At 35.3% G+C, this 22,885-nt stretch carries 20 protein-coding genes, 2 CRISPR repeat arrays and 1 riboswitch; of the genes, 5 read left to right on the forward strand and 15 right to left on the reverse strand.

Annotated features, from left to right (window positions below; genetic code table 11):
• Positions 1-434 precede the first annotated feature (434 nt).
• Positions 435-980: a hypothetical protein gene (locus CALHY_RS12995; protein ID WP_013404396.1), complete on the forward strand. Its 546-nt coding sequence runs from the start codon at positions 435-437 to the stop codon at positions 978-980.
• Positions 981-1,002: 22 nt separating this feature from the next.
• Positions 1,003-1,095: riboswitch (cyclic di-GMP riboswitch) on the reverse strand.
• A 75-nt stretch (positions 1,096-1,170) separates the two neighbouring features.
• On the opposite strand, the gene CALHY_RS13000 is transcribed toward CALHY_RS12995, so the two are convergent.
• The 9 genes from CALHY_RS13000 to CALHY_RS13600 all read right to left on the reverse strand — a co-directional run bounded on the left by CALHY_RS13000 (position 1,171) and on the right by CALHY_RS13600 (position 15,226).
• Complete coding sequence (locus CALHY_RS13000; RefSeq protein ID WP_013404397.1) at positions 1,171-1,983, reverse strand: SDH family Clp fold serine proteinase; 813 nt, start codon at positions 1,981-1,983, stop codon at positions 1,171-1,173.
• Positions 1,984-2,009: 26 nt separating this feature from the next.
• Positions 2,010-2,738, reverse strand: coding sequence for a rhomboid family intramembrane serine protease (locus tag CALHY_RS13005; RefSeq protein ID WP_013404398.1), 729 nt, complete (start codon positions 2,736-2,738; stop codon positions 2,010-2,012).
• Positions 2,739-2,911: 173 nt separating this feature from the next.
• Positions 2,912-3,826 (reverse strand): RAMP superfamily CRISPR-associated protein, encoded by a 915-nt coding sequence (locus CALHY_RS13010; RefSeq protein ID WP_013404399.1) that lies wholly within the window; start codon positions 3,824-3,826, stop codon positions 2,912-2,914.
• Complete coding sequence (locus CALHY_RS13015; RefSeq protein WP_013404400.1) at positions 3,823-4,374, reverse strand: hypothetical protein; 552 nt, start codon at positions 4,372-4,374, stop codon at positions 3,823-3,825. The genes CALHY_RS13010 and CALHY_RS13015 overlap by 4 nt, the downstream gene beginning before the upstream one ends.
• Positions 4,371-5,609 carry an RAMP superfamily CRISPR-associated protein gene (locus CALHY_RS13020; RefSeq protein WP_013404401.1) on the reverse strand — a complete coding sequence of 413 codons (1,239 nt, stop codon included), beginning with the start codon at positions 5,607-5,609 and terminating at the stop codon, positions 4,371-4,373. Before CALHY_RS13020 ends, CALHY_RS13015 begins: the two co-directional genes overlap by 4 nt.
• A 2-nt stretch (positions 5,610-5,611) precedes the next feature.
• Complete coding sequence (locus tag CALHY_RS13025) at positions 5,612-8,653, reverse strand: CRISPR-associated protein Csx11 (RefSeq protein WP_013404402.1); 3,042 nt, start codon at positions 8,651-8,653, stop codon at positions 5,612-5,614.
• Positions 8,641-9,972, reverse strand: coding sequence for an RAMP superfamily CRISPR-associated protein (locus CALHY_RS13030; protein WP_013404403.1), 1,332 nt, complete (start codon positions 9,970-9,972; stop codon positions 8,641-8,643). Before CALHY_RS13030 ends, CALHY_RS13025 begins: the two co-directional genes overlap by 13 nt.
• A 1-nt stretch (position 9,973) precedes the next feature.
• Positions 9,974-11,059, reverse strand: coding sequence for an RAMP superfamily CRISPR-associated protein (locus tag CALHY_RS13035; protein ID WP_013404404.1), 1,086 nt, complete (start codon positions 11,057-11,059; stop codon positions 9,974-9,976).
• 153 nt (positions 11,060-11,212) lie between these two features.
• Positions 11,213-14,530: direct repeats of the CRISPR family, unit length 29 nt; unit sequence GTTTACATCCCTCATAGTTCAGATAAAAC.
• A 342-nt stretch (positions 14,531-14,872) separates the two neighbouring features.
• The gene (locus CALHY_RS13600; protein ID WP_083790257.1) at positions 14,873-15,226 is read right to left on the reverse strand and encodes a toxin-antitoxin system HicB family antitoxin; all 354 of its coding nucleotides are present in this window, start codon (positions 15,224-15,226) and stop codon (positions 14,873-14,875) included.
• Here CALHY_RS13600 and CALHY_RS13040 point away from each other — a divergent pair.
• On the forward strand, positions 15,205-15,759 hold the full coding sequence (locus CALHY_RS13040) for a biotin transporter BioY (RefSeq protein ID WP_013404405.1): 555 nt from the start codon (positions 15,205-15,207) through the stop codon (positions 15,757-15,759). The genes CALHY_RS13600 and CALHY_RS13040 overlap by 22 nt on opposite strands.
• On the opposite strand, the gene recD2 is transcribed toward CALHY_RS13040, so the two are convergent.
• The 5 genes from recD2 to CALHY_RS13060 form a co-directional block, all read right to left on the reverse strand.
• Positions 15,689-17,914 (reverse strand): SF1B family DNA helicase RecD2, encoded by a 2,226-nt coding sequence (gene recD2, locus CALHY_RS13045; protein ID WP_013404406.1) that lies wholly within the window; start codon positions 17,912-17,914, stop codon positions 15,689-15,691. The genes CALHY_RS13040 and recD2 overlap by 71 nt on opposite strands.
• Positions 17,915-17,963: 49 nt before the next feature.
• A complete protein-coding gene (locus CALHY_RS13050) occupies positions 17,964-18,476 on the reverse strand; it encodes a hypothetical protein (RefSeq protein ID WP_013404407.1) in 513 nt (170 codons plus the stop codon).
• A gap of 84 nt (positions 18,477-18,560) precedes the next feature.
• Positions 18,561-18,710 (reverse strand): YvrJ family protein, encoded by a 150-nt coding sequence (locus CALHY_RS13505; protein ID WP_013404408.1) that lies wholly within the window; start codon positions 18,708-18,710, stop codon positions 18,561-18,563.
• 111 nt (positions 18,711-18,821) lie between these two features.
• Positions 18,822-19,034, reverse strand: a complete 213-nt coding sequence (locus CALHY_RS13055) for a DUF2922 domain-containing protein (protein WP_013404409.1) — start codon at positions 19,032-19,034, stop codon at positions 18,822-18,824.
• Positions 19,035-19,090: 56 nt separating this feature from the next.
• On the reverse strand, positions 19,091-19,303 hold the full coding sequence (locus CALHY_RS13060; protein ID WP_013404410.1) for a DUF1659 domain-containing protein: 213 nt from the start codon (positions 19,301-19,303) through the stop codon (positions 19,091-19,093).
• A gap of 208 nt (positions 19,304-19,511) precedes the next feature.
• Here CALHY_RS13060 and spoVAC point away from each other — a divergent pair, with 208 nt between their 5' ends.
• From spoVAC to spoVAE, 3 genes are read left to right on the forward strand one after another with little or no spacing between them, the layout of a single operon-like run.
• Positions 19,512-19,970 carry a stage V sporulation protein AC gene (gene spoVAC / locus CALHY_RS13065; RefSeq protein ID WP_013404411.1) on the forward strand — a complete coding sequence of 153 codons (459 nt, stop codon included), beginning with the start codon at positions 19,512-19,514 and terminating at the stop codon, positions 19,968-19,970.
• Positions 19,971-19,989: 19 nt separating this feature from the next.
• Complete coding sequence (gene spoVAD / locus CALHY_RS13070; protein ID WP_013404412.1) at positions 19,990-21,000, forward strand: stage V sporulation protein AD; 1,011 nt, start codon at positions 19,990-19,992, stop codon at positions 20,998-21,000.
• Between the two features lie 47 nt (positions 21,001-21,047).
• Entirely contained in the window at positions 21,048-21,401 is a 354-nt protein-coding gene (spoVAE, locus tag CALHY_RS13075; RefSeq protein ID WP_013404413.1) for a stage V sporulation protein AE, read from the forward strand.
• Positions 21,402-21,447: 46 nt separating this feature from the next.
• On the opposite strand, the gene csx20 is transcribed toward spoVAE, so the two are convergent.
• Positions 21,448-21,846 carry a CRISPR-associated protein Csx20 gene (gene csx20, locus CALHY_RS13080; RefSeq protein ID WP_013404414.1) on the reverse strand — a complete coding sequence of 133 codons (399 nt, stop codon included), beginning with the start codon at positions 21,844-21,846 and terminating at the stop codon, positions 21,448-21,450.
• A 391-nt stretch (positions 21,847-22,237) separates the two neighbouring features.
• Positions 22,238-22,790: direct repeats of the CRISPR family, unit length 29 nt; unit sequence GTTTGTAGCCTCCCCTTTGGGGATTGAAA.
• Positions 22,791-22,885 lie beyond the last annotated feature (95 nt).

The raw sequence follows: 22,885 nt of genomic DNA on the forward strand, positions 1-22,885 counted from the left end.
AGGATTGGAGCAAGGATAATCAAGATAATGACGGCAATCACCATCCCATCTTTTGCCACCTCTCAAGGTAAAACATTTTTCATCTAAGCTTTAATAACTCTATTTTTCTTATACCCTCATCACACTTTATTTCTCACATACAGTTTACAACCAGCCACATTTTTGATCAACTCCAAAATTTATGCGAAGTTTAAAGATCAAATTTATCAGGTGAGATTAAAAATTTATTTCACCATGAATTTTTGCCATAAACAACACAGCCTCAAATACTTTATTCTCAAGGAATTACTGCACAATTGAGAAAATTACAGTTTAAACTCTAATCAAAAATCAACTTCGCATAAAAATTTGTCTTTCCAAAGAGAATAAAACTCAGTTAAAATAACCTTCGCTGCTGCTTGCAGCAAAAAAAAAATTAAAGGGAGATGGTAAGCATGCAGCGAAAATCACTTCTTGAAAAGCTCTCATCAATAAGATTTCGCCAATACGTTTTGCAAGAAGAAGGTTTAAACTCCTGGTGGGATTTTAGAATGCCAATTGAAGATGATTACACTACACTGTTTGAGCTGATCAAATCAATAAAACGCGCAAGGCTTGTGTTCAAAGCTTTGATGGCATGCAAAAGATACTTTAGAATAATTCCTTCAAAAAAAGGTCTGTGCCTTGTCTACAGATTCTCCATTCTCTCAACAGCAAAAAATCCAGAACTTCCAGTTGACATAAATCAGCCAACAGAAATAATAGAATACAACGGCATAAAATGGTTTGTCGAAGAATTCGGTTCTCTTATTGTCATCGGTGAGGTTGACGTAAACAAGGTTAAAAGAATTGTCGAAAAACTTGAAGAAAACTGGAAGAAAAGATATCCAAAGATAAGAGAGAGGGAAATTAAAAAGTATATTGACAGCATAAAGAATGAAAACATAGAAGAAATGCAAAAAATGTGGGATTCATTTGTGGATGTTGTAAATGGAGACTAACAAAAGGCTGTCTGCAGTTTTCGCAGGCAGCCTGGCGACCATAGGGGAGGTAAACTTCCCACGATAGGCCCATGGCTTTGCGCCCCAGGTTTCCCTGTGTTTGCCCTTTTCAGGAATTCGCTTTGTGTTCAATACAATTTAATTTTATTCCATATTTACAACATAAAACAATCTAATTTTTAAAACTCTGCTACTGTCTTTTAGGCTCCCATAGATATTCAACTGATGGTTTTTTAGAAACAGGCTGGGGGTATAAGCACATGAGCTGTTTGATTTCTTTATCTATGCAGCAGCTTACCTTTAACCCAAGCTCTTTTGCCTTTTCATATGTTATTGGAAAATCATGTGTGTATTTGCCCTCAACAAGCTCTTTTGCTATGTTCTGAGCAACATCGTCTGGGTAGTTGCCAGATAGAAGCTCTAAAACCACTTCTTTTGTTTGTTTTATAGCTTTTTTGGCAATGTCTGCTAATATCAATGTTTTGTCATCAATCTCATTGAGCGTTTTTTGCTTTACAACCTCCAAGATAGACACTGCTGGAAATTCGCCAATCTGAGGGTCAACAGGACCTAAAACTGCATCCTCTGACATTACAATCTCATCTGCAGCAAGTGCAATGAGCGTCCCACCTGACATTGCATAGTGCGGAACATGAACTGTGACTTTGCCTTTGTGGCGTTTTATCGCTCTCGCAATCTGGGTTGATGCTAAAACAAGCCCGCCCGGTGTGTGAAGAATTATATCAAGCGGGATTGATGGGTCAGTCATATTGATTGCCCTGATTACTTCCTCTGAGTCGTTTATGTCAATGTATTTGTATATTGGAAAGCCTAAAAAGCTCATAGTTTCTTGCCTGTGAACAAGTAGTATCACCCTTGAACCTCTTTTTTTCTCTATTTTAGCAATGAGCTTCTGCCTTGCAGACTCAAGCATCCTTTGTTTCATAACAGGCTGAAGAGAACTTGCTATGATGAAAAATATAAGCAAATCCCAAAAGCTCATGTCATGCACTCTCCTTCTTAAGAATTTTAATAATATCTGTAATAAAAGATTTCATCATCGAAAAAATTATTGTATCTGCGGTACTTCTTTTTGAAGAAATTAACTGTAAGTGCGCCAAACACAAATCCACCAATGTGAGCCCACCAAGCAATTCCACTTCCAAACACAGGTCCAAACAGCTCTAAAATCCCAGATGATACCTGCGACAAAAACCACAAACCAAGATAAAATACCGCTGGAATGTTTACAAAAAGAGGAATAAACCCAATCGGTATGAGTGTAACAATACTTGAAAGTGGGAACATTAGAAAGTATGCACCCATCACACCTGCGATTGCACCGGATGCTCCAACAACCGCAACAAGAGAGTGTGCATTGAAAAACCAGTGAGTATAAGCTGCAGCAAATCCGCTAAGAAGATAGAAGATTAAAAACTTAAAGTGTCCAACTCTGTCTTCAACATTGTCGCCAAACAGCCAGAGCGACCACATGTTGGATATAAGGTGCATCCAACTTCCGTGCATGAACATCGAACATATTATTGGCCATATGGAATAGATAATTCCTGTTATAAGTCCATTAGACAGCGCCCTTGAAAATTTTTCTGGAATAAATCCATATCTGTAAACAAGCTCCTGCGTCGCTTCAGGCGGAATGGATACCTGAAATAAAAAAACAAGAACGTTTATAATGATTATAAACCACGTCATAAAAGGCTTTTCTCTGCTTGGAATTGTATCTTTTAGTGGAATCAATCTTTTTGCCTCCCTTTTTATAAAGTTGATTTTGTTTGAGTATTCATATTTTTAATACCCATCTTTTGTATTGTTTATTCCTATTCAGAACTCATATAAAAAACAAAAGCTGCAGAGAAAACATTTCAGTTTTCTGCAGCTTAAAAGCATTTTATCACTATCCACTGCTTATCTTATGGTTTCAGCATCCCCTTATATAAGAAATAGTTTCCTAAATAATTATAATCTCCATTTTTTGATTGCATGTTACTTACAATTTTACTACCTATGTTTATATAATAACTTGCTCTTGAAACTTCAGATATATTTTTTGAAAAGTCAAACTCGGCAATAAGTTTAATCTCGCCTTCAAAACATTCTTGTCCAGAAAATTTTACATACTGTTTCAAAGGACTTTCTAAAGCAATATTTGCTCTCCCATCTTGTTTTATATTCCAGGAATTTAAATCCTCTTCTTTTTTAATCTCCTGAACATCAAATAACTCTAACTTGCCATATCCATACTTAATATCTCCACCAACAAAAAGTGTCGAAAAATATCTTTTTAAAAGGTCTTCATTGTACTCTTCTTTGTCTTCAAATCCTATAAGTCCAATCCAGTAAAGTGAACAATTATCTATCTTAGATTTTGGAAGAATAAACTCAAATTCATGAAGACTTTCGTCTTTTGCCTTTCTGTTTACAGGTTCTACTGCAGTTGAAACAATAACATCAACAAATTCAAATCTAAATTCATCAAGGCTAACAAAATTGTTATTATCTTCATCAAATTCCGATATGGGAACCTCTACAAAACCAAATTCACCTTTTTCGTATTTCGGAAACAGACATTTTAAGCTACTTAAAATTTGATTTTTATCTTCATTTTTGCTACATGCTTTTGCAGGATAGAAGTTTGTAATCTTTGTAAAGAACTCTTTGCTCTTTTCAATATCTTTAAACTTATTGAACCTAAGATAAGTATTTGTTAATGCTCCCCACATTGTCCAACCGGGAATAAAGGCTGCAGTTTCGTTTACAACTCCCCATATAAAAGAACCAATGTGAATTGGCTGAGCTTGTGAAAAAATTAGTCTATACCATTTCATTTTGAATCCTCCATAGCTTTTGCATGGTAGCGGGCATAGATAAGAATTTTTTCAAATAGTTCTTTGAAGAAAAGTAAGTTCTCTAAATTATTGGCCAAGTCTAAAAAATATTGGTTTATTTTTTCCTTTATTTCTTCTTCCTTCTTTAATTTTTCTTTCTCTTTCTGGCGCTTTTCCTCTGCTTTTTTATTTCTTTCGTCTCCTTGTAATTGTTCCAAATCATTCTGTAGGTTATTTATCTCATTTGCAAGGCTATTTATTTCCTCTGTTAACTCTGAGACTTTTTCCAAACTACCATTTTTTATATAATTGCTAACTTTCTCAATTTTGCTTGATAATTTAATAATTTTCGGTACCTCTACTCCAGTTTTATGATTTCTATTACTACCTTTCAGCTTATCTAACGCATATACCCACATTGCATAAACCCCGTCGTTGCAAAGAACACCCAAAAGCTTGTTTATTTCATTCTCATCTAATATCTTCTCATTTACAAGCTCAAAAGCTATTTTATTTATTGTGTGTTCTAACATATAATCTTCGCTCATCTTTGTTCACCTCCAGAAACAGTTTTACTATCTTCTGTAGATTGGATGCTTGTATTTTTATCATCCTCTGTTTCTTTTCTTTTGAGCTCTAATTTTAATCTTCCAAAACCTCTTGTGGTCATACCACCTATACCTAATGTCTCAAAAAAGTGTTTAGATTCACTGAGGGCCTCTATTAGGGCACATGATGAAGGTAATTCACCTGCTTTTGATTCCAGTTCCGCAAAAGCTGATTTATCAAATATTCTTAGATCTCCGTAGAATATAGTTCCTCTTGGTATAGCTTCAGAAGTAAACAGCGCTCCCTCTTTTGCTGCCCCTGTTATTGGATTTATTGAGACAGATGTTCTTACTTCAAGATTAGAGTTTACAATTTGAGAAAATAACTTTTCAGGTACTATTACAACATTTTCTGGTTTCAATTCAAAATTTTCAAATTTCACTTTCTCTAAATCAATTGAAAAGCTTTCTCTTGTGCATGGAAGATACATCCATCCAAGATTTATATACTCTTTTTCACTTTTTTCAGCTTGCGCTTCTTTTTCTTCATTTTGTATCAAAACTCTAAAAAATTGCTGACCACTTGATTGTGACTGGTCACTTGCATTATCACCTAGCTTCTTAAATAGACCAGCACACTTTAAAACTTCTTCTGTTGTTATCCATTTTGTTCCATAAAGAGTAAATACAGGGAAGAATAAAATGTGCAAATCACTAAAATATATCATGCCCTGCCAGCTGAAATCTTTTTTTGAAAATCCGAATCCTTTGCAAACAATGCAGTGTCCACAGTGCCCTGTTTTACCTTCTTTATCTTCAGTATATGGTGAATTTGACAATTCTTCTTGTGGTGTATTATCCTGCCCTGCACATGTAATTTTTGCTACAACGTTGCCATTAAATGAATACCAACCAGTCAAGCTATTCCATTCGTTAGAATTCTTTTCAATCCATTCTTTAATTTTTTCCACTACAGTTGGTTTCTCAATACTCTTTACTGTATTCATATCAGGTTGTCTATCTTTTATTTTTGACAACAATTCCAATACTGTGTAATACCTCCAGGTTCCAGCTAAACTTGAACCGGGGATTTTTGGAAGCTTTGTTATTGGATCTCTGACTATTGTGTTGTCCACCCTGCCTATGGTATACCCTCCAGTCCCAATGTAAATTGGATCCATTGCTATTCCATAGACTGTATATTCAATATCCCATTTGTTTATTTTTTTCTCCATTTTTATACCTCCTCCAATGCTTTATGCCAAAAGTTATACATATCAATAAATAACTGTAAATTCTCTAAAGTCATTCTTTCTTTTAGTAGCGAAAAAAGATTTTCATTTTCTTCATTTTTAATCTCAAATAACTCTTTTATTCCTTCTGCAAGTTCTCTGTCTTCTTTCAGTTTTAAAATATTGATAAAACTTGCAGACAAAAATATATTTATGCTTTCATTATCAACGTCTATGTCAGCTTTGTCATGCGCTGGTAATTTATAATTTTCTAAGTCTTCCAATTTACTGTAGATTACAGAAATTAATTTTTGAAGCCTTGTGCTTCTCGCAATTTTGGTTTTATTTTCTTTGCCAAATAATTCTCTGAATTTTTTAAACTTTTCCCATGTTTCTAAGTCATACGGTCTTGAATTTTTAAGTGGTATTTTTCTTTTCCACTTGTTGTTTCTATCGTAATAAATTTCATTTCTTCTTGTAGTTTTATCTAAAAATTCAAAATCAAATGTATTGGGCATTACGATAATTTTGGTATTATCGTCAATGTTGTCAATACTATCTATCCATTTTTTATAGTGATCATCAGGTTTTATGAAAAAATTATATCCTAAGTTATTAAAGTCTCCCCAGTATAAGGAGTAATGAGCAGTGGTGGTGTTATCCTTTTCCTCTTGTCTTAAATTTGCATTAATCTTTTCTTTTATTACTCTACCTTCAATTTTGACTTCTAATTTTCCACAATCATCAATATCTCTTCTTATTTTTCTTAAAGCTTTAATACCCACGTACAAAGGTTGTTTATAATCCTGAACAATTACTCCAATGTGGAGCGGCAGTTTACCATATACAAACTTGAAGTATTCCTCATATTTTTTCATAACACTATCTATCAAATTAGGTACATATTCTGCAGGAATAATAAACTGCCAGCTAATAGGTGTCGGATCAAGGATAGACATGCAGGGTAAGTAATTTATCGCTTTAGCAGATTGTATTTTTAAAATAATATCCTTATTAGAAGATGTTTTTATTTTGAATTCTTCTTTTTCTTGCAAATTGCAAACATAGGAAATTAAGTAAACATTTTTGTCATCAGCCCAGAACACTACATCTTTATCTCTATATTCTCCATCTTTAATATCAATATTTTCCCAGTAATATCTTTTACATCTCTCTTCTGGTATATTTGCATATTGGCAGATATTCTCTTTTATATCTTTGAAAAACTCCTCTGTAGTTTCCCATATCCTTCTCAAGCGCGCAGGTGAAGGATTTTTTCTAAGGAGAAATTGGAGGATGAGTGTGGATAAAAAGTTTATATCTTCGTCGGTAAGGTTTTGCCAGAATATTTTTCTTTTATCAAAATCAATTTTCTTCTTCGATGGTTGATTTTTTTCAATGTCCCAATCATCTAATTTTTTACAAATAAATTCTTCCCATCTGTCACCAATGGAACGTTCAAGCAAAAAAGCTTCAACAATCTTATCATTTTTTACCTTGCGACCATGTAATGCTTTATCTGTATAATTTTTTAAAATTGAATTCTGAACTTCTTTGTCTTGGTTAATTATGTAAATATCTGTTAAGTCTTTCTTTAAACTTTTTATATCACCCAAAAAATTAATACCTTTTTGAAGTACTAAACTATTCAACATATCACCATTTAACCAGTCACGCAGTTCAAACTTCATTGTTACTAAAGCAACCCTGCCATTCTTGTCTTTTAACTCGTCCATCCATATTGTTTCTCCTGATAAATTTTCAAACCACTTTTTTATTCTACCTTGAGTTTTATTTTCATAACATGTACTGCAAATGTTTTTGTCTTTCTCTTCTATATCAGATTTGAATACCAATCTCTGCCTGCAAATTTGACATATTCCAATTGCTCTCCCGCTTTCTGATTTTTCTAAGCATATATCAATCTTTTTCTTACTCCAATCTGCCTTAAGAAAATTTTCCTTTGCCTTTTCAATAAGATATGACAAATTCATCAATCCTCGTGAAGCTTTAGTAAGAAAAATAGCTGGATAAAATTCTTCAAAAGATTTTCTTTTGAAAATATCTATAATCTTATCTTCTATTCCTTTTAATTCATTCTTTAGTTTGGCTAAATTACTGTTATCTTTTAAATCTTCTCCTAAGCCTTCACCAACTAAAAAATAAATTCCTGTCTCATCGCGATAAATTTCATTTCCAATAGGGTATTCATATTCCAAAAGAGTTTTAATCTCATCATCAATTTCTTTTGATATCTCTCTGTACCACTGTATTTGCTGAGGTTTATATCCTTTTTCCGCAAGGCCAAGTTTATCATATTGAACACCAAGAATGCGCCATTTCACTTCACTTTGTTGTGGTATAGCTGAAATACAATTATTTTTAAGTATATATTCAGAAAGTGAAGCTTTAAACATTGCAGTTGCCATATAAGCTTGATCCCATAAAGATACATCATTTACTGGAAATCTATCGTCGCTTAATAACCCACAGAAAAATTTTTCAACTTTTTCTTCAAATTTTTCTTTGATTAATTTTAATTCGTTCCAATTTTTTATTTCTTCTGTATCAAAAAGATTTTTTATATATTTTTCTATCTTGCCAATTATACTATTGATGTCTTTTTCTTCTCTTAATAGATAAATTATATTACTTCTGAAACTACCAAAAGAATTTGATAACCATCTACCATCTTGAGGTTCAACTTTCACACTATCCTTGGGAGCACCTTTATCTATACCGGAGTTTAAGCTTTCTCCAATACCATATAACACTTGCAAAAAATATTTTTTATCATTTCGTTTTCTCCACTTACGCCAATTGTTAAGAAAATGATCCCACAAATTAATGGTTTCACCTAAAATTTTTATCTCATTATTTTCGATGTCATTTTTCCAACAATCCAAAGAAGCCTTAGCCAATTGAACATTAGCTTTATTTATCTTTGCCGGGTCTATCTTGTCCCATAAAGCTAACAAAGAAATTATCTCAGCTTTTAAAATCTCATTTCTATATACCTTTAAATTTTTCAAATTCAGTCCTGCCATCTTATCCACCCTTTACTCTTGAGTTCCTCACTTATATCCAAATCTCTATTTGTATAAAATTTTACAATATAATTTTTTTTATTATCAAAACCAAATGTTCCCCATCCAAGTTTAGTTTTAGCACCAATTCCTCTTTCAGATACCATCTCAATTGCTAACAAGAGATTCTCCAAATCCTGTTCAGCTTCACTTTTTAATTCTTCTTCTCTCTTTAATACACCATCAAACGGAATATATATAATTTGCAAAATTCCTTTTGTCCCCTCTGGAACCACTTCATAATAAATAGGCAAAGTTCCTGCACGTTTTCTCCTATCATGAGGATTAATCACTTCTAACGACAGTCTGTCAAAATATGTAGGATAAAATATTGCTCTTCCTCTGTGGCTTTGAAATTCTACTGGCAATTTATTGTTCATTTTCTTAAACTTTTCTGAAATTTTTTCTGTAACGATATTTTGGAGATCTTTTTGGGGATCTATTATACTTTCCCGATTATGTATTTTTTGTATAAGATCATTGTCAACTACCAACCCAAGTTCGAAGAAAATAAATTCTAAGAGTTTCTTCTTAAAATCTTCAAAATTAACACTTTTTCCTTTCAAATAATCTTCAAAAACCTTTATACTTTCTGAACCTGCCCCAAATATTCTTAAAAAACTTTCTATCTTCTTTTTTCTTTCATCAAAATTTATTTCCCCATTAATCAACTCTCTAAAAGCAGTAGCTAAAGCCCCTTTCCAACTGCTTCCGCGTATCATTGGCACTTTGAATGTTTTTTCTTTTAATACTGGGTTTGAAATTATATAAAATTCGTCATCATCTTTGGAAAAGTACGGTTGTTTTAGCCGAAAGGTTGCTAAAATTACAAATGAGTAGGGTGGAAGTTTTTTGACATAATTATCCGCAGAGTATTCATCTAAAATGCCTGATATTAAATTGATATTTTTTAACTGTTGATCATTCCCAAAATTAAAACCATTACTATCATTAATTATTTTTTCTTTCAAATAAGAAATCAAAAAGTCTTTAGTTGTATCATTAGATTTGTAATTTTTTAGCAATTTAAAGCATTCACCTTTATAATCTTTTCTCTCCAATTCATCTTTGTATTCGCGCCCAATAAAAGGAAAATCTCTCTCTAAGCTTTTTACTTTATTTTCGTTAATAGCTTTTGGTTTACCATTCTGTTTATTAAGATAATCTTCGACTTTTTTCTCGCTCTTTGGCTTAAAATAATACTTGCAGTAAGATATAAGCTGAATTAAGTTTTTTATTTCGTCAACATTTATTTCCATCAACGAATCATACGTTGGCACTTTATTCACCTTCTTTATATAGAGTTAACAAATCAGCAATCGACAAAAATCCTCCAACAAAATCCCCATTCTCTTTTTTTATATAAGGTAAAATTTTAGAACCCTGTGGTAATAAATCTTCATCATTTGGAGGCTTTGCGGTGGTGCCAAAAATCTTGTGCCTTTCTTCTTTATCACCTCCATTAATTTTGTTTTGTGCTCTTTTTTTTGCTTTTGTTTTAATCAATTCCTTAATAACTTCTTTTAAATCTGATTTTCGAACTTGATTGTTTAAAATCTTAATTTTTTTATCATTATTTTTAAACTTAATTAATTCATCAAAGTTATTAACTTCACTTATTTTAAATTCTAAACCTTTTATATCCTTGAAAAATAAATTAAAATCAAATTTTTCATTTTGTCTCCAATTATCATTTGCAACATTATTTTCTCTTACTTCAAGAATATTTAATCTCCCGTATCCTATATTCCATTTGCCTCCCCAGTAACCATATTCATTCATAAATTTTAATAGTGGGTAAAATATTCCATCTAATATTTTTTCTTCTATTAAAAATTTCACACTGAATTGTCCATAAAAATACTGTTTAGAAAGATAGAAGACAGACCAATCACCATTACCTCCTTTTGGACAATCACTATTTTCCTTGACTTTGTCATTAAGTTTAGAAACACAGATTCTACCTGGCAAATTTAATTTGTTTTCAAAGCAATTATCATTTAAAGGCAATATCTCTTTTATTTGAATCAAACTTTTCCATCCTGTAGTGCCAAAAATTATTGAAGGTATACATATATCTAAATCTTTTAAAACATATGTTAATTGTTCAAAGCCACAACCCAGAGCATTAAGCTTATCTTTCAATTTTCCTTGTTCTTTTTGCCCAATTTCTTTTTCAAATCTTCCCTTACTAAAATCGAAATCTTCTTTTTTAACTACTCCCCCAAAATAACAAATTACCTCAAACCAAAATCTTAAACTTCCCAATAACGAAGATGGTCTAATTTTTTTACTCTTCATCCAAGCATCGCCTGTCCACAAAGGAGTTATTGTTTCAAATATCACAGTAACTTCTTTTCTACCCATATCAAAAACTTCCTTTCATATTTTGGTTAAATAAAATTCTAATAAAGTTGTTCTGCTATTTAATGGATTTATTTAGTAATATTCTTACCTTGAGCATTTTTATCCCCATTAAATAGTTTTGATAGTTCTGTAAAGGGTTAAGATAATATTTTAGTTTACATCCCTCATAGTTCAGATAAAACCCTAAGTCTTTTCAAACGATAAGCAACCGTATCTTCGTTTACATCCCTCATAGTTCAGATAAAACTGGTAGTTGTGAAGCTATGCATAGACTGCAAGCACTGCGTTTACATCCCTCATAGTTCAGATAAAACCGTTGGCAGAGATGAGAACGGTAAACGTCGACAAAAAGTTTACATCCCTCATAGTTCAGATAAAACTTACGTCCTCTGCAGGTATTCTCAAGACCTCACCGTTGTTTACATCCCTCATAGTTCAGATAAAACTTTGTCTCTGTAAATAAATCCTTTGTCTAATAGCCACGTTTACATCCCTCATAGTTCAGACAAAACTCGTCATCAACAACAAACTCAAATGTCAGCAACTGGTTTACATCCCTCATAGTTCAGATAAAACACAACACTACCAGAAGGTGCAGAAATCAAATTTTACAGTTTACATCCCTCATAGTTCAGATAAAACCCATGCCTTCTATGAGAATTGGAATAGCTTGTGCTGCGTTTACATCCCTCATAGTTCAGATAAAACTGCTAACTGAAAACGGAGAGGTAAAGCTGTATGATGTCGTTTACATCCCTCATAGTTCAGATAAAACCATAGCAGTCGCACAGGCAATCACTGGACTGATACAGTTTACATCCCTCATAGTTCAGATAAAACTTTGGCGAAAGTTGTTCCAGCAAGCGGTGCGGTTATGTTTACATCCCTCATAGTTCAGATAAAACTAGCCTTGTATCACTCAGAACTGGTCAAAACAATGCAGTTTACATCCCTCATAGTTCAGATAAAACTCATCCATCTTAGCCTTCATGGATGGATGGAACATACGTTTACATCCCTCATAGTTCAGATAAAACTGCGCATGTATTAGCAAGAGCAATAAATAGATTTGGTTTACATCCCTCATAGTTCAGATAAAACCAATGCCTGTGCTTGAGCTTATAAATACAACAAATCAGTTTACATCCCTCATAGTTCAGATAAAACTGGAGTCTACAGAAAAGCAGGAACTAAAGCAATAGGGCGTTTACATCCCTCATAGTTCAGATAAAACCAGACTTTGCGATATGCAGCTCAGCTACACAGATTTGTTTACATCCCTCATAGTTCAGATAAAACTCAATTAAGAACATGGACAGCTAATTATGAAGTATTAGTTTACATCCCTCATAGTTCAGATAAAACGAGAAGAGTATGTGATTACTTATAACTTTTTCCCTGTGTTTACATCCCTCATAGTTCAGATAAAACTAAGTCTGCCGTCTTTAATCATGTTATATACTGATGTTTACATCCCTCATAGTTCAGATAAAACTGATAAACAAGTTAAAACAAGGAGTGAAATTCAATCAGTTTACATCCCTCATAGTTCAGATAAAACCTGCTGCATGAATGCCGTTGCGGTTTAACGTCCCGTCGTTTACATCCCTCATAGTTCAGATAAAACATAGAAATAAGCAGAACAGAATATAAAGCTTTGAAAGTTTACATCCCTCATAGTTCAGATAAAACATATTACATTAACTATAGACAGTTACAATTTTTCTAAGTTTACATCCCTCATAGTTCAGATAAAACCTGTTCATATCGTTGCAGCCTTTCAAGTTCGCTACTGTTTACATCCCTCATAGTTCAGATAAAACGAGGTGAGGCAAAATGACATAAAAAAATAAGCCCGCGTTTACATCCCTCATAGTTCAGATAAAACTAAAACAATTTGTATATTTGTGAGATATAAATTGTAATGTTTACATCCCTCATAGTTCAGATAAAACACTTCAGCATCTAAAAGGAATTCAGCTTCTGTAAACTTGTTTACATCCCTCATAGTTCAGATAAAACCACGGACGATGACTATGAAAACATAGCTTTATATCTTTGTTTACATCCCTCATAGTTCAGATAAAACTCTACGCTGCAAATGCGATTGGCGATGACACTACTCGTTTACATCCCTCATAGTTCAGATAAAACCCAAATCAAAGAAGAAAGCATTGCTGAACTAAGTAGGTTTACATCCCTCATAGTTCAGATAAAACAAGGATTAAACGCTGTTTTAGCGCTCACTTCTGAACAGTTTACATCCCTCATAGTTCAGATAAAACAGACGCACCAAGACTTTTAAACAACACTTCAATGTTGTTTACATCCCTCATAGTTCAGATAAAACCTCCAAAGAAGTTCGCAAGTTTTATCTTGATGTCATCGTTTACATCCCTCATAGTTCAGATAAAACAAAGAAATAAAGAAAGCAGTTGAAAAGTTAACAAATAGTTTACATCCCTCATAGTTCAGATAAAACTTATAAATACTTTATTGACATAAGAATGGGGGCAAAGCGTTTACATCCCTCATAGTTCAGATAAAACACAGGACAGAAATCGAAACTGTGTTTAAAAAAGCAGGTTTACATCCCTCATAGTTCAGATAAAACTGCCTTTTGATGTTAAACATGACGCAGTAGAACCTTTGTTTACATCCCTCATAGTTCAGATAAAACCCATGATTGCTTTGCCAAATTTGCCTGTTTCGAAGCGGTTTACATCCCTCATAGTTCAGATAAAACACGCAAGTAGCGCAACAATATATGATATACACCGCGTTTACATCCCTCATAGTTCAGATAAAACTAAAAATTGAAGTGAAGGGCATACAAGAAACAGTTGATGTTTACATCCCTCATAGTTCAGATAAAACCTTTGTCTTCTCTGTACTTGTATGTTTGAATTTCTTTGAGTTTACATCCCTCATAGTTCAGATAAAACTTTCCTTTTTCACTGCCGTTTGATGTTGCGTATTTGGTGTTTACATCCCTCATAGTTCAGATAAAACCGCTGAAAATTGAATACCTAAAGCATCTGCAGCTTTTTGTTTACATCCCTCATAGTTCAGATAAAACATACCAGCTCTGTTTAAAGGTGTCCAGTCAATGCTAGTTTACATCCCTCATAGTTCAGATAAAACTGCTTGGTACTACTAATCAGGATATTAATTTTATCAGTTTACATCCCTCATAGTTCAGATAAAACCGGAAATGAATATAATTAATCCAAATCTAAAATTCAAGTTTACATCCCTCATAGTTCAGATAAAACGCCGCCGATGGTGCCGTGTCGCTGTAACAATGTGTCAGTTTACATCCCTCATAGTTCAGATAAAACTGAAATACACAACAAATTATAATCTTAAAAAGCCTGGTTTACATCCCTCATAGTTCAGATAAAACTGGGAACACTTCAAACAAGCTTACAACACAGCATATGTTTACATCCCTCATAGTTCAGATAAAACCCACCAAATTTTAATAACTGAAAGGCTTTATCTTTACTATGATTTTATTAAATTTCGAAATCTCTGTCAATATTAAGTTTTGCAGCAAAGGGGTGGTTGCGATTTGGCAAATTATTCTAAACAACTGTACGTTCCAGTTATATTAGCTTTTTTGAAATACTATAGTTGTTCTTAACCTTGCTGCAAAATGGTGTGTTATGAAAATAAAGATATATAATGTTTAATATGGTGGTATTTGTTATATTCTTTCAGATGTTTCATAAGCTAATTTTAAAACTAACGCATAAACATAAATTTATTTTCCTCATAAATGCAGAAGCGGAGCACAGTGCGCTCCGCTTTCTATGTTTTTGTCTTTCTCACTCCGGTATCTTCTGAAATTTTCAAGTCCTCTGAGATTACAGTGGGAACAATGTAAAGATGCTTCGACATTCTCAGCAAATCATTATCTCTACATCCTAAAGCATATGAAATTAAATGCTGGATAAAAGAATTAAGACTGACACCTTCTTTTTTTGCCTCTTGAGAAAGTCGCTTGTGCAGCGACTTTGGGAAACGCGAAAGAAGTTGAAAACATAAGATTTCAACTCCCCCTTGACAGATGCAATAAATTGCTGATATATTCTTAGTAAACCATAATAAAATAAAAAGTTTACATTTGGGAGGTATAAAAAATGGAAAATGCAAAGAGCACAAATACTACAAAGATGCTGGTTTTATCTGCTCTTTTTACAGCAATAGTTGCTGTGTGTGCGCAAGTTTCAATTCCGATTGGGCCTGTGCCATTTACACTGCAGGTTTTAGCAATTTTCCTGGCAAGCTTGATTCTGCCGCCAAAGTATGCTTTTTTGAGTCTTCTTGTGTATGACCTTTTAGGGGCTGTTGGCGTGCCTGTGTTTGCTGGTTTTACAGGTGGTCTTTCTAAATTCGCAGGTCCAACCGGCGGATATCTGATGGCATTCCCAATCGCAGCGTTTGTTACAAGTTATATAAATGCAAAAAAGCCAATAAAAAATGAGGCAGCAAATGCCTCAGTGGCACTCATCTCTGGGCTTGCAATCATCTATGTCTTTGGATTTTTGTATCTGTCGTGGGCTGCGCATATGACACTTAAAAAAGCTTTTGCAGCAGGTGTTCTGCCATTTATAATCCCGGACATCATAAAACTTGCAATTGCATATTTGATTGCCCGCGCAGTAAAAAGTCGCAAAGTGCTGAATATCGCATAGCTTCTTTCTGGTTTGCTATCATATACTCTAAGGCGCTTTTTTTACCCACCAGCACAACAAGTTCTTTTGCTCGTGTAACAGCAGTGTAAAGAAGGTTTCTTGTCATCAAAATGGGGTAGGTCTCAACAACCGGCATCACTATGCACCTAAACTCTGAGCCCTGTGATTTGTGAACAGTCATGGCATATGCAAGCTCTAAGTCGTCAAGCAGCGAAAAGTCATAATACACAAGCTTTTCATCGTCAAACAAAATCTCCAAAGCACCTTGAGACCTGTCGATATCCTTTACAACTCCAATGTCGCCGTTGAATATCCCTGTTGAGGCCCTGCCCTTCTCCTCTCCTTGTACAATCTCATATTCCAACGAATAGTTGTTTTTCACTTGCATGACCTTGTCGCCAACCCTGAACAGGTTTTCCTTGTAGGCATACTCCTTTTTAGATGGATGAGGTGGGTTGAGGTACTGCTGCAGCACGCGGTTTAGGTTGTACATTCCCACAATTCCCTTTTTGGAAGGACACAGAACCTGGATGTCTGTCATCGGGTCGCACGAAAGATAGTTTGGAAGTTTTTTGGTCACAAGCTCAATTACAGTTTTTAAAATCTCTTCCTGAGAGTTTTTCTGGATAAAATAAAAATCGCTCTCCTTTTGAAGGTGTGGAAACTCACCTCTGTTTATCCTATGAGCGTTGAGAACTATAAAACTATTTTCGCTCTGGCGATACACCTCTGTCAAAGTTGTGCACGGCACAATCTGGCTTTTTATAAGGTCTTTTAAGACATTTCCTGCACCAACAGATGGAAGCTGGTCTTTGTCTCCAACAAGGACAATTCTTGTCGTCGGCTTTGTTGCAGCAAGAAGATAGTTCATAAGGAAACTGTCTACCATGCTCATTTCATCAACCACGATAGCATCGCATTTTAAGGGATTATTTGGTCCTCTTTGGAAAATAACATGTGTGTCTAAAACTGTCATCTCCAAAAGTCTGTGGATTGTTTTTGATTCTCTTTCACAGGCTGCCTGCATCCTCTTTGCAGCTCTTCCTGTTGGTGCGCAGAGAAAAACCTTTTTGCCTTCACCCTCAAAAATCTGAATGATACATTTTATGATTGTGGTCTTTCCTGTGCCAGGACCGCCTGTTATGATGCTAACACCTTGAGTCAGCGCCATCTTGATAGCTTTTTTCTGATTTGGCGAAAATGCAATACCGTTTTTTTCTTCAAAAGAAGAAATTTTTTCATCTATATCAGCAATGTCATCATACTCTTTTAGCATTGACAGGATTTTGTCTGCTATATACCTTTCACACTCATAGTAGCCGTACAAAAACACCATCTCTTGAGAGTCAACTTCATCTTTCACAATTCTTCTTTCTTGAGCTAAAGCTTCAATTGCCTCTTCTATTTTTTCCACTGGAAGGTCAAGGGTTCTGATACAGAGCTGTTTGAGCTTATTTTCTGGCAGGCAGGTGTGCCCTTCGTTGTTTGCTGCCAATGTCAAAAGATTGAGTATTTTGGCAGATATTCTTCTTCTGTCATCCGGCATAACTCCCATATCAAGTGCAAGCCTGTCAACCTTTTTAAAGTCAAGCTCCGGGAATACATCCAAAAGAAAATATGGATTTTCCTGCAAAAGTGACAGAGCAGAAAATCCATAAAGCTTAAAAAGTCGCATTGCGTGGTTCTGTGAAAACCCGTACTGTGAAAAGATTGACATGATATCTTTCAAAAATTTCTGGAACGCAAACATGTTCCTTATCCGCTCAACCTTTTCAGGCGTCATGCCGCGAATACTCAAAAGCTTTTCTGGCTCTTCCTGCAAAATCCTTGCGGTGTCATCTCCAAAGGTATCAACAATCTTCTTTGCAGTCTTTTGCCCGATACCTTTTATCACTCCAGAGGAAAGATAAAGATATATCTCATCCTTTGTCTGTGGCAATAGCTTTTCAAGGTAGCTTACTTTAAGTTGCTGACCATAAACAGGATGAACATAAAACTCACCGTACACGCTTACCTTTTCACCAATTGCTATATCAGGAACTATCCCTACTGCTGTGAACACTTCATCGTTACAGATTATCTCAAACACTGTATAGTTGTTTTCCAAATTCCTGTAGATTATATCACTTACCATGCCCTGAATGTTTTGCTGCATATTTTCATTTCTTCCCCTTCAAAAATTGCGATTTGCCTGCTACATTATTTTACTCCAATCCGAACACATTCTCAAGCTCACACTCTTCTTTTATTTTAAGGGCACCCTGCGACCAGATACCCTGCAGATAGTCTGTTATGACAGAAGCAAGAGTTATCCTCTTTTTAAAGTACTTTGCAGAACCAAGACAGCTCAGAACTGCACCGCAGCGCAAAAGCATCTCAAAGTGGTCGTCTTTATCGTCAATTCTGAATATCTGGCTCATGTTTACATAACCAAAGATGGGGTCTGTTTTCACAACTGCTTTTCTTGTCTTCACAGGAATGAAGGTGGCATCCGGAAGAACAATGGGAAGAAGATTTTTCTGACCAATTCGCTGTGAGATAAGCTTTTTGATTGCCTGGCAGTCTATTGCATAAAGTGAATATAGTTTTTTGGAAAAACTTCGAATTGACATTGGTACAATCTTCTTTTCGCCGCTCAAAAAAAGAATCAGCACACTATCACCATTTTCTGTGTAGTGTGGCACAAAATATATGATATCCTTTGGAATGCTGTTCATAAGTAATATCACCATCCTGAAAAAGGCTTTATTTTCCATATTTTTAAAAGTATATTTTTATTATACCGAACATTCTTTTGTATGTCAATTGTTTTTCATCTGCAAAATCTTTTCAGAAAGCTTGTCAATGCTGTCAGAGAGCTTGTCTATCTTGCTTTCAAACCTTGTGAGAAGATAGATGCAAAGCACAATCGGAAAGCCTATGTTGGCAATGTTGGCAATTATATCTTGCATATTTTTTCACCTCCCAGGTTGAGTTTGTTATGTACTTTTAAGAATTTTTTAAAAACATGCCGACCTGCCAAAACTCAAAAGGTCAGGTCGGCACGCTTTATCTTGTGCTTTTTATTGTCCGATTAAAGTGTTTACCTCTCTGTCAACAATTCTTGCTGATACCTTTTCAACAATCGGACTTGATGTTACAAATATGTTCTTTTGAACAATCAAGTTCATCACGCTGTCAACCTCGGCAGCAGTAAGGTTTGGCTTTGGGTCGGGGATGGAAAGTCTGAAGTTTTTGCCGTTTTGAAGCTTGAATGTCAAAACCAGAGTAAGCATCCTTATTTCACCTCCTTTCTGCTATTTTTTGTGCTTTCAAAAGCTTGAAGCGTCAATTAGTATAAAAGTTCAAAGTTGTTGCTTCTTATAATTGTGTACAGCGGCTTTGACTGAAGGCTTGCAATTGCTTGGCCAACCTGATACACATCCATATCTTGGGCTTCTGGCTTGATATCAAAAGAGAGTGTCTTGAGCCTTATTTTGCCAGTGGATGTCGTGCCGTTTTCAAGTTTGAGCTGCAATGAGCCTACAAGTGGTTTTGCTGCCATCTTCACTTCACCTCCTTTCTGCCTCTATTTTAAATTCTTGATAGGGGCATTTTCAAAAATTATTCGAACGTTTGTTTGTAAAATCTGAGTGATATTTTAAGCTAAATATCAATCAGATTGTTCTAAATCTCGCTTGGTTGTGAATAAATCTCAAAAAAATTTAAAATAATATCATCTTGAAGTTTTGTTTGCGGGGGTGCTTTGCAAAGTGAACATCAAAGATAAGAAAGCCTCTGAATACCAGGCACTTGTAAAGGCAAACGAGCCAAAGACAAACTCTTTTAAAAACTGCATCTTAGCATTCTTAGTTGGCGGGGCTATCTGTGATGTTGGTCAGGCGTTTTTGAATCTCTACAGCAGCTTTTTCCCAAAAGATGAGGCTCAAGTTCTCACATCCATCACCATGATATTTCTTGGGGCTTTTCTGACAGGCCTTGGAGTGTATGACAAAATTGGTGCTTTTGCAGGGGCAGGTTCTATTGTTCCCATCACAGGGTTTGCAAATTCTATTGTCTCGCCTGCAATTGAGTACAAAAAAGAGGGGTTTGTGTTTGGCGTTGGAAGCAAGATGTTTTTGATTGCAGGACCTGTTCTTGTATATGGAATTTCCACATCCATAATAGTAGGGCTTTTGTACTACCTTGTTAAAGTATTTCCTGGGATATGAAAGTGAGGTAACCATCACAATGAAGCTGGGAAGGTCAACATACAGATTTGAATCAAATGTGGCTATATCCGACTGCTTTACAGTTGTTGGAAAAAAAGAGGGACAGGGACCTCTTTCAATATATTTTGACATGGTCATTGAAGATGAGTATGCAGGGCAAAAGTCTTGGGAGCTTGCAGAGGGAAAGCTTTTAAATATTGCCATTACAAAACTTGTGCAAAGGGTAGGGGAAAACCCAGATAACATAGACCTGATTTTAAGCGGTGACCTTTTAAACCAGCTGTCAAGCTCACACTTTGCTGCAAGGGATTTGGACATTCCGTTTGTGGGCTTGTACGGTGCATGTTCTACCTTTGCCCTGAGCATTGGGCTTGCCTCAATATTTGTTGATGGTGGTTTTGCAAAAAATGTAATTGCTGCGACATCCTCTCACTTTTGCTCTGCCGAAAAGCAGTTTAGATACCCTTTGGAGCTTGGTTGCCAGAGACCTCCAACATCCCAGTGGACTGTGACGGGAGCTGCTGCCTTTTTGATAAGACAAGAAGATAGTTTGCATTCCCCCAAAATTACACACTTTACAGTTGGCAGGATACTTGATTTTGGAATAAAAGACCCAAACAACATGGGAGCTGCAATGGCACCTGCTGCGTTCGACACTATTATGAGGCACTTTTCTGACACAAAGAGAAGTTTTGAATATTATGACATGATAATCACAGGTGATTTAGGGTATGTTGGAAGAAAGCTTCTTGAAGAGCTTTTCAAAAAGGAAGGGATAAAATTTTCTACTGAGCTTTTTGACTGTGGAATTTTGATGTTTGACCCAAAAACTCAAAATACAGGCGCTGGAGCAAGCGGGTGCGCAGCCTCTGCCTGCGTGTTTGGTGGGTATCTTTATAAGCTTTTGCGTGAGCGAACATTTGAAAGGATTTTGATTGTGCCAACTGGTGCTTTAATGTCGGCATCAACAGTTCAGCTTGGTGAAAGCATCCCTGTGATTGCCCATGCACTTGCCATTGAGATGATGTAGGAATTGCCTGCTTTTAAGATTTTTGCAAAAAGGAGTGATGGTAAAAAATGGACTACCTGAAGGCATTTTTAGTTGGCGGGCTTATCTGTGTTGTGGGGCAAATTCTCATTGACAAGACAAAGCTCACATCTGCAAGGATTCTTGTTTTGTTTGTAACGCTCGGGGCAGTACTGCAAGGCCTTGGGATATATCAAAAGCTTGTTGAGTTTGCCGGGGCGGGGGCAACAGTGCCCTTGCCCGGCTTTGGATATTCTTTGGCAAAAGGTGCTATCGAAGAGGTATCGAGAGTTGGCCTTGTTGGAGCGTTCACAGGTGGCGTTTCAAGAACAGCTGGTGGCATCTCTGCTGCAGTGTTTTTCGGGTATGTAATCTCGCTTATTTTTAATCCGAGGAGTAAATAGCAAAATTCAGGATGAGTTTAAACAAATGTGGGTGTCATCCTTTTTACTACCTGCACAGAATGTATCTTCTAAACCTCTCATGTTTGAAAACCTTGAGAAGCTCAACAGTTCCATCGGGCCTCACAACTTCCTTTGCCACTCTTTTTGTTGTTGCATAAATGGGCACAAAGCCATTTTTAAAACACCAGCTCACAAGATAAACTGTTGCTCCAAAGTCACCCTGAATGAGGCAGAAGTTTTCTCTTTCACCTCTGTTTTGAATCAAAAACGCTGTGATATCTTCAAACATTTCTTCTGAAAGCTCTACATCTGGCGGAATGTTGCTCCAAAAATCCTGAAGCTGAGGTGGAAGATTTACAATTTCTTCAATCTTTAAAGCTTCTCTTGCTTCTTTTTCTTGTTCTTGAGAAAGTTGGTGGTTGAAAATTAAAAACAGTTTGTTCAAGTCTGTCACATCCCTTTTTAAGTTTTCTTAACGATTGAAATTCTATGATTTTATAATACAACAATTTGTTAAATTATAAACATCAAAAAACTTGCGATGTAATATTTTTATTAGTTTATCATTCTATATTTTACTGCATATACCTATTATGTAATGTTATTTTATTGCATTTATGCTATTGTACTTTGATAATTGTACATCTTATTGACTTTTGTATTTACCAATTGCTGTCGACCTGTAATCCCCCCAAAAACCCCCGGGGATCGACAGCAAAAGGTAAATTCTGGTATGTGTTGACTTTCAAGAGCTTGTGGAGTATAATAGAAATAACCTACAGTAGCTTGAAAACTTAACCATTTGTTCCTTGTAAGATTTCTCAAGCCATCTACGGGTTTGTAGCCTCCCCTTTGGGGATTGAAATTTCAATATGGTTTTTAAAAAAATTTTATATTTTCGGGTTTGTAGCCTCCCCTTTGGGGATTGAAATTGGAGTAGGGCACAAAGCCCTACTCCAAAAATTCTGGTTTGTAGCCTCCCCTTTGGGGATTGAAATATAGAAAGACAATGCAAGTTATGAATACAGAAGTCAGTTTGTAGCCTCCCCTTTGGGGATTGAAATTCCATTTGTAGCACCTCACTTGTTACAATTTGTAAAGTTTGTAGCCTCCCCTTTGGGGATTGAAATCAGAATGCCACTTAACATTATCCTTGTCCCAGAAAGTTTGTAGCCTCCCCTTTGGGGATTGAAATTCATCATAGATTTTTACTCTGTTTATCATGTTTTCCGTTTGTAGCCTCCCCTTTGGGGATTGAAATCAAGGATTTAACGTATTTGATAATTCTATTCGTAAGTTTGTAGCCTCCCCTTTGGGGATTGAAAGAAAGACGCACCCTCAGGCAACTCTGTAGCACCTGGTTTGTAGCCTCCCCTTTGGGGATTGAAATGGTAAGAGGGAACCTCCCCATAGGAGATATTGAAAAAGTGAGAGATAGTCTTTTTTGGGAGAATTGAAATGCAAAAGAATATTTTTAATGTTTG

The organism is Caldicellulosiruptor hydrothermalis 108 (assembly GCF_000166355.1).
Lineage (GTDB): Bacteria > Bacillota > Thermoanaerobacteria > Caldicellulosiruptorales > Caldicellulosiruptoraceae > Caldicellulosiruptor > Caldicellulosiruptor hydrothermalis.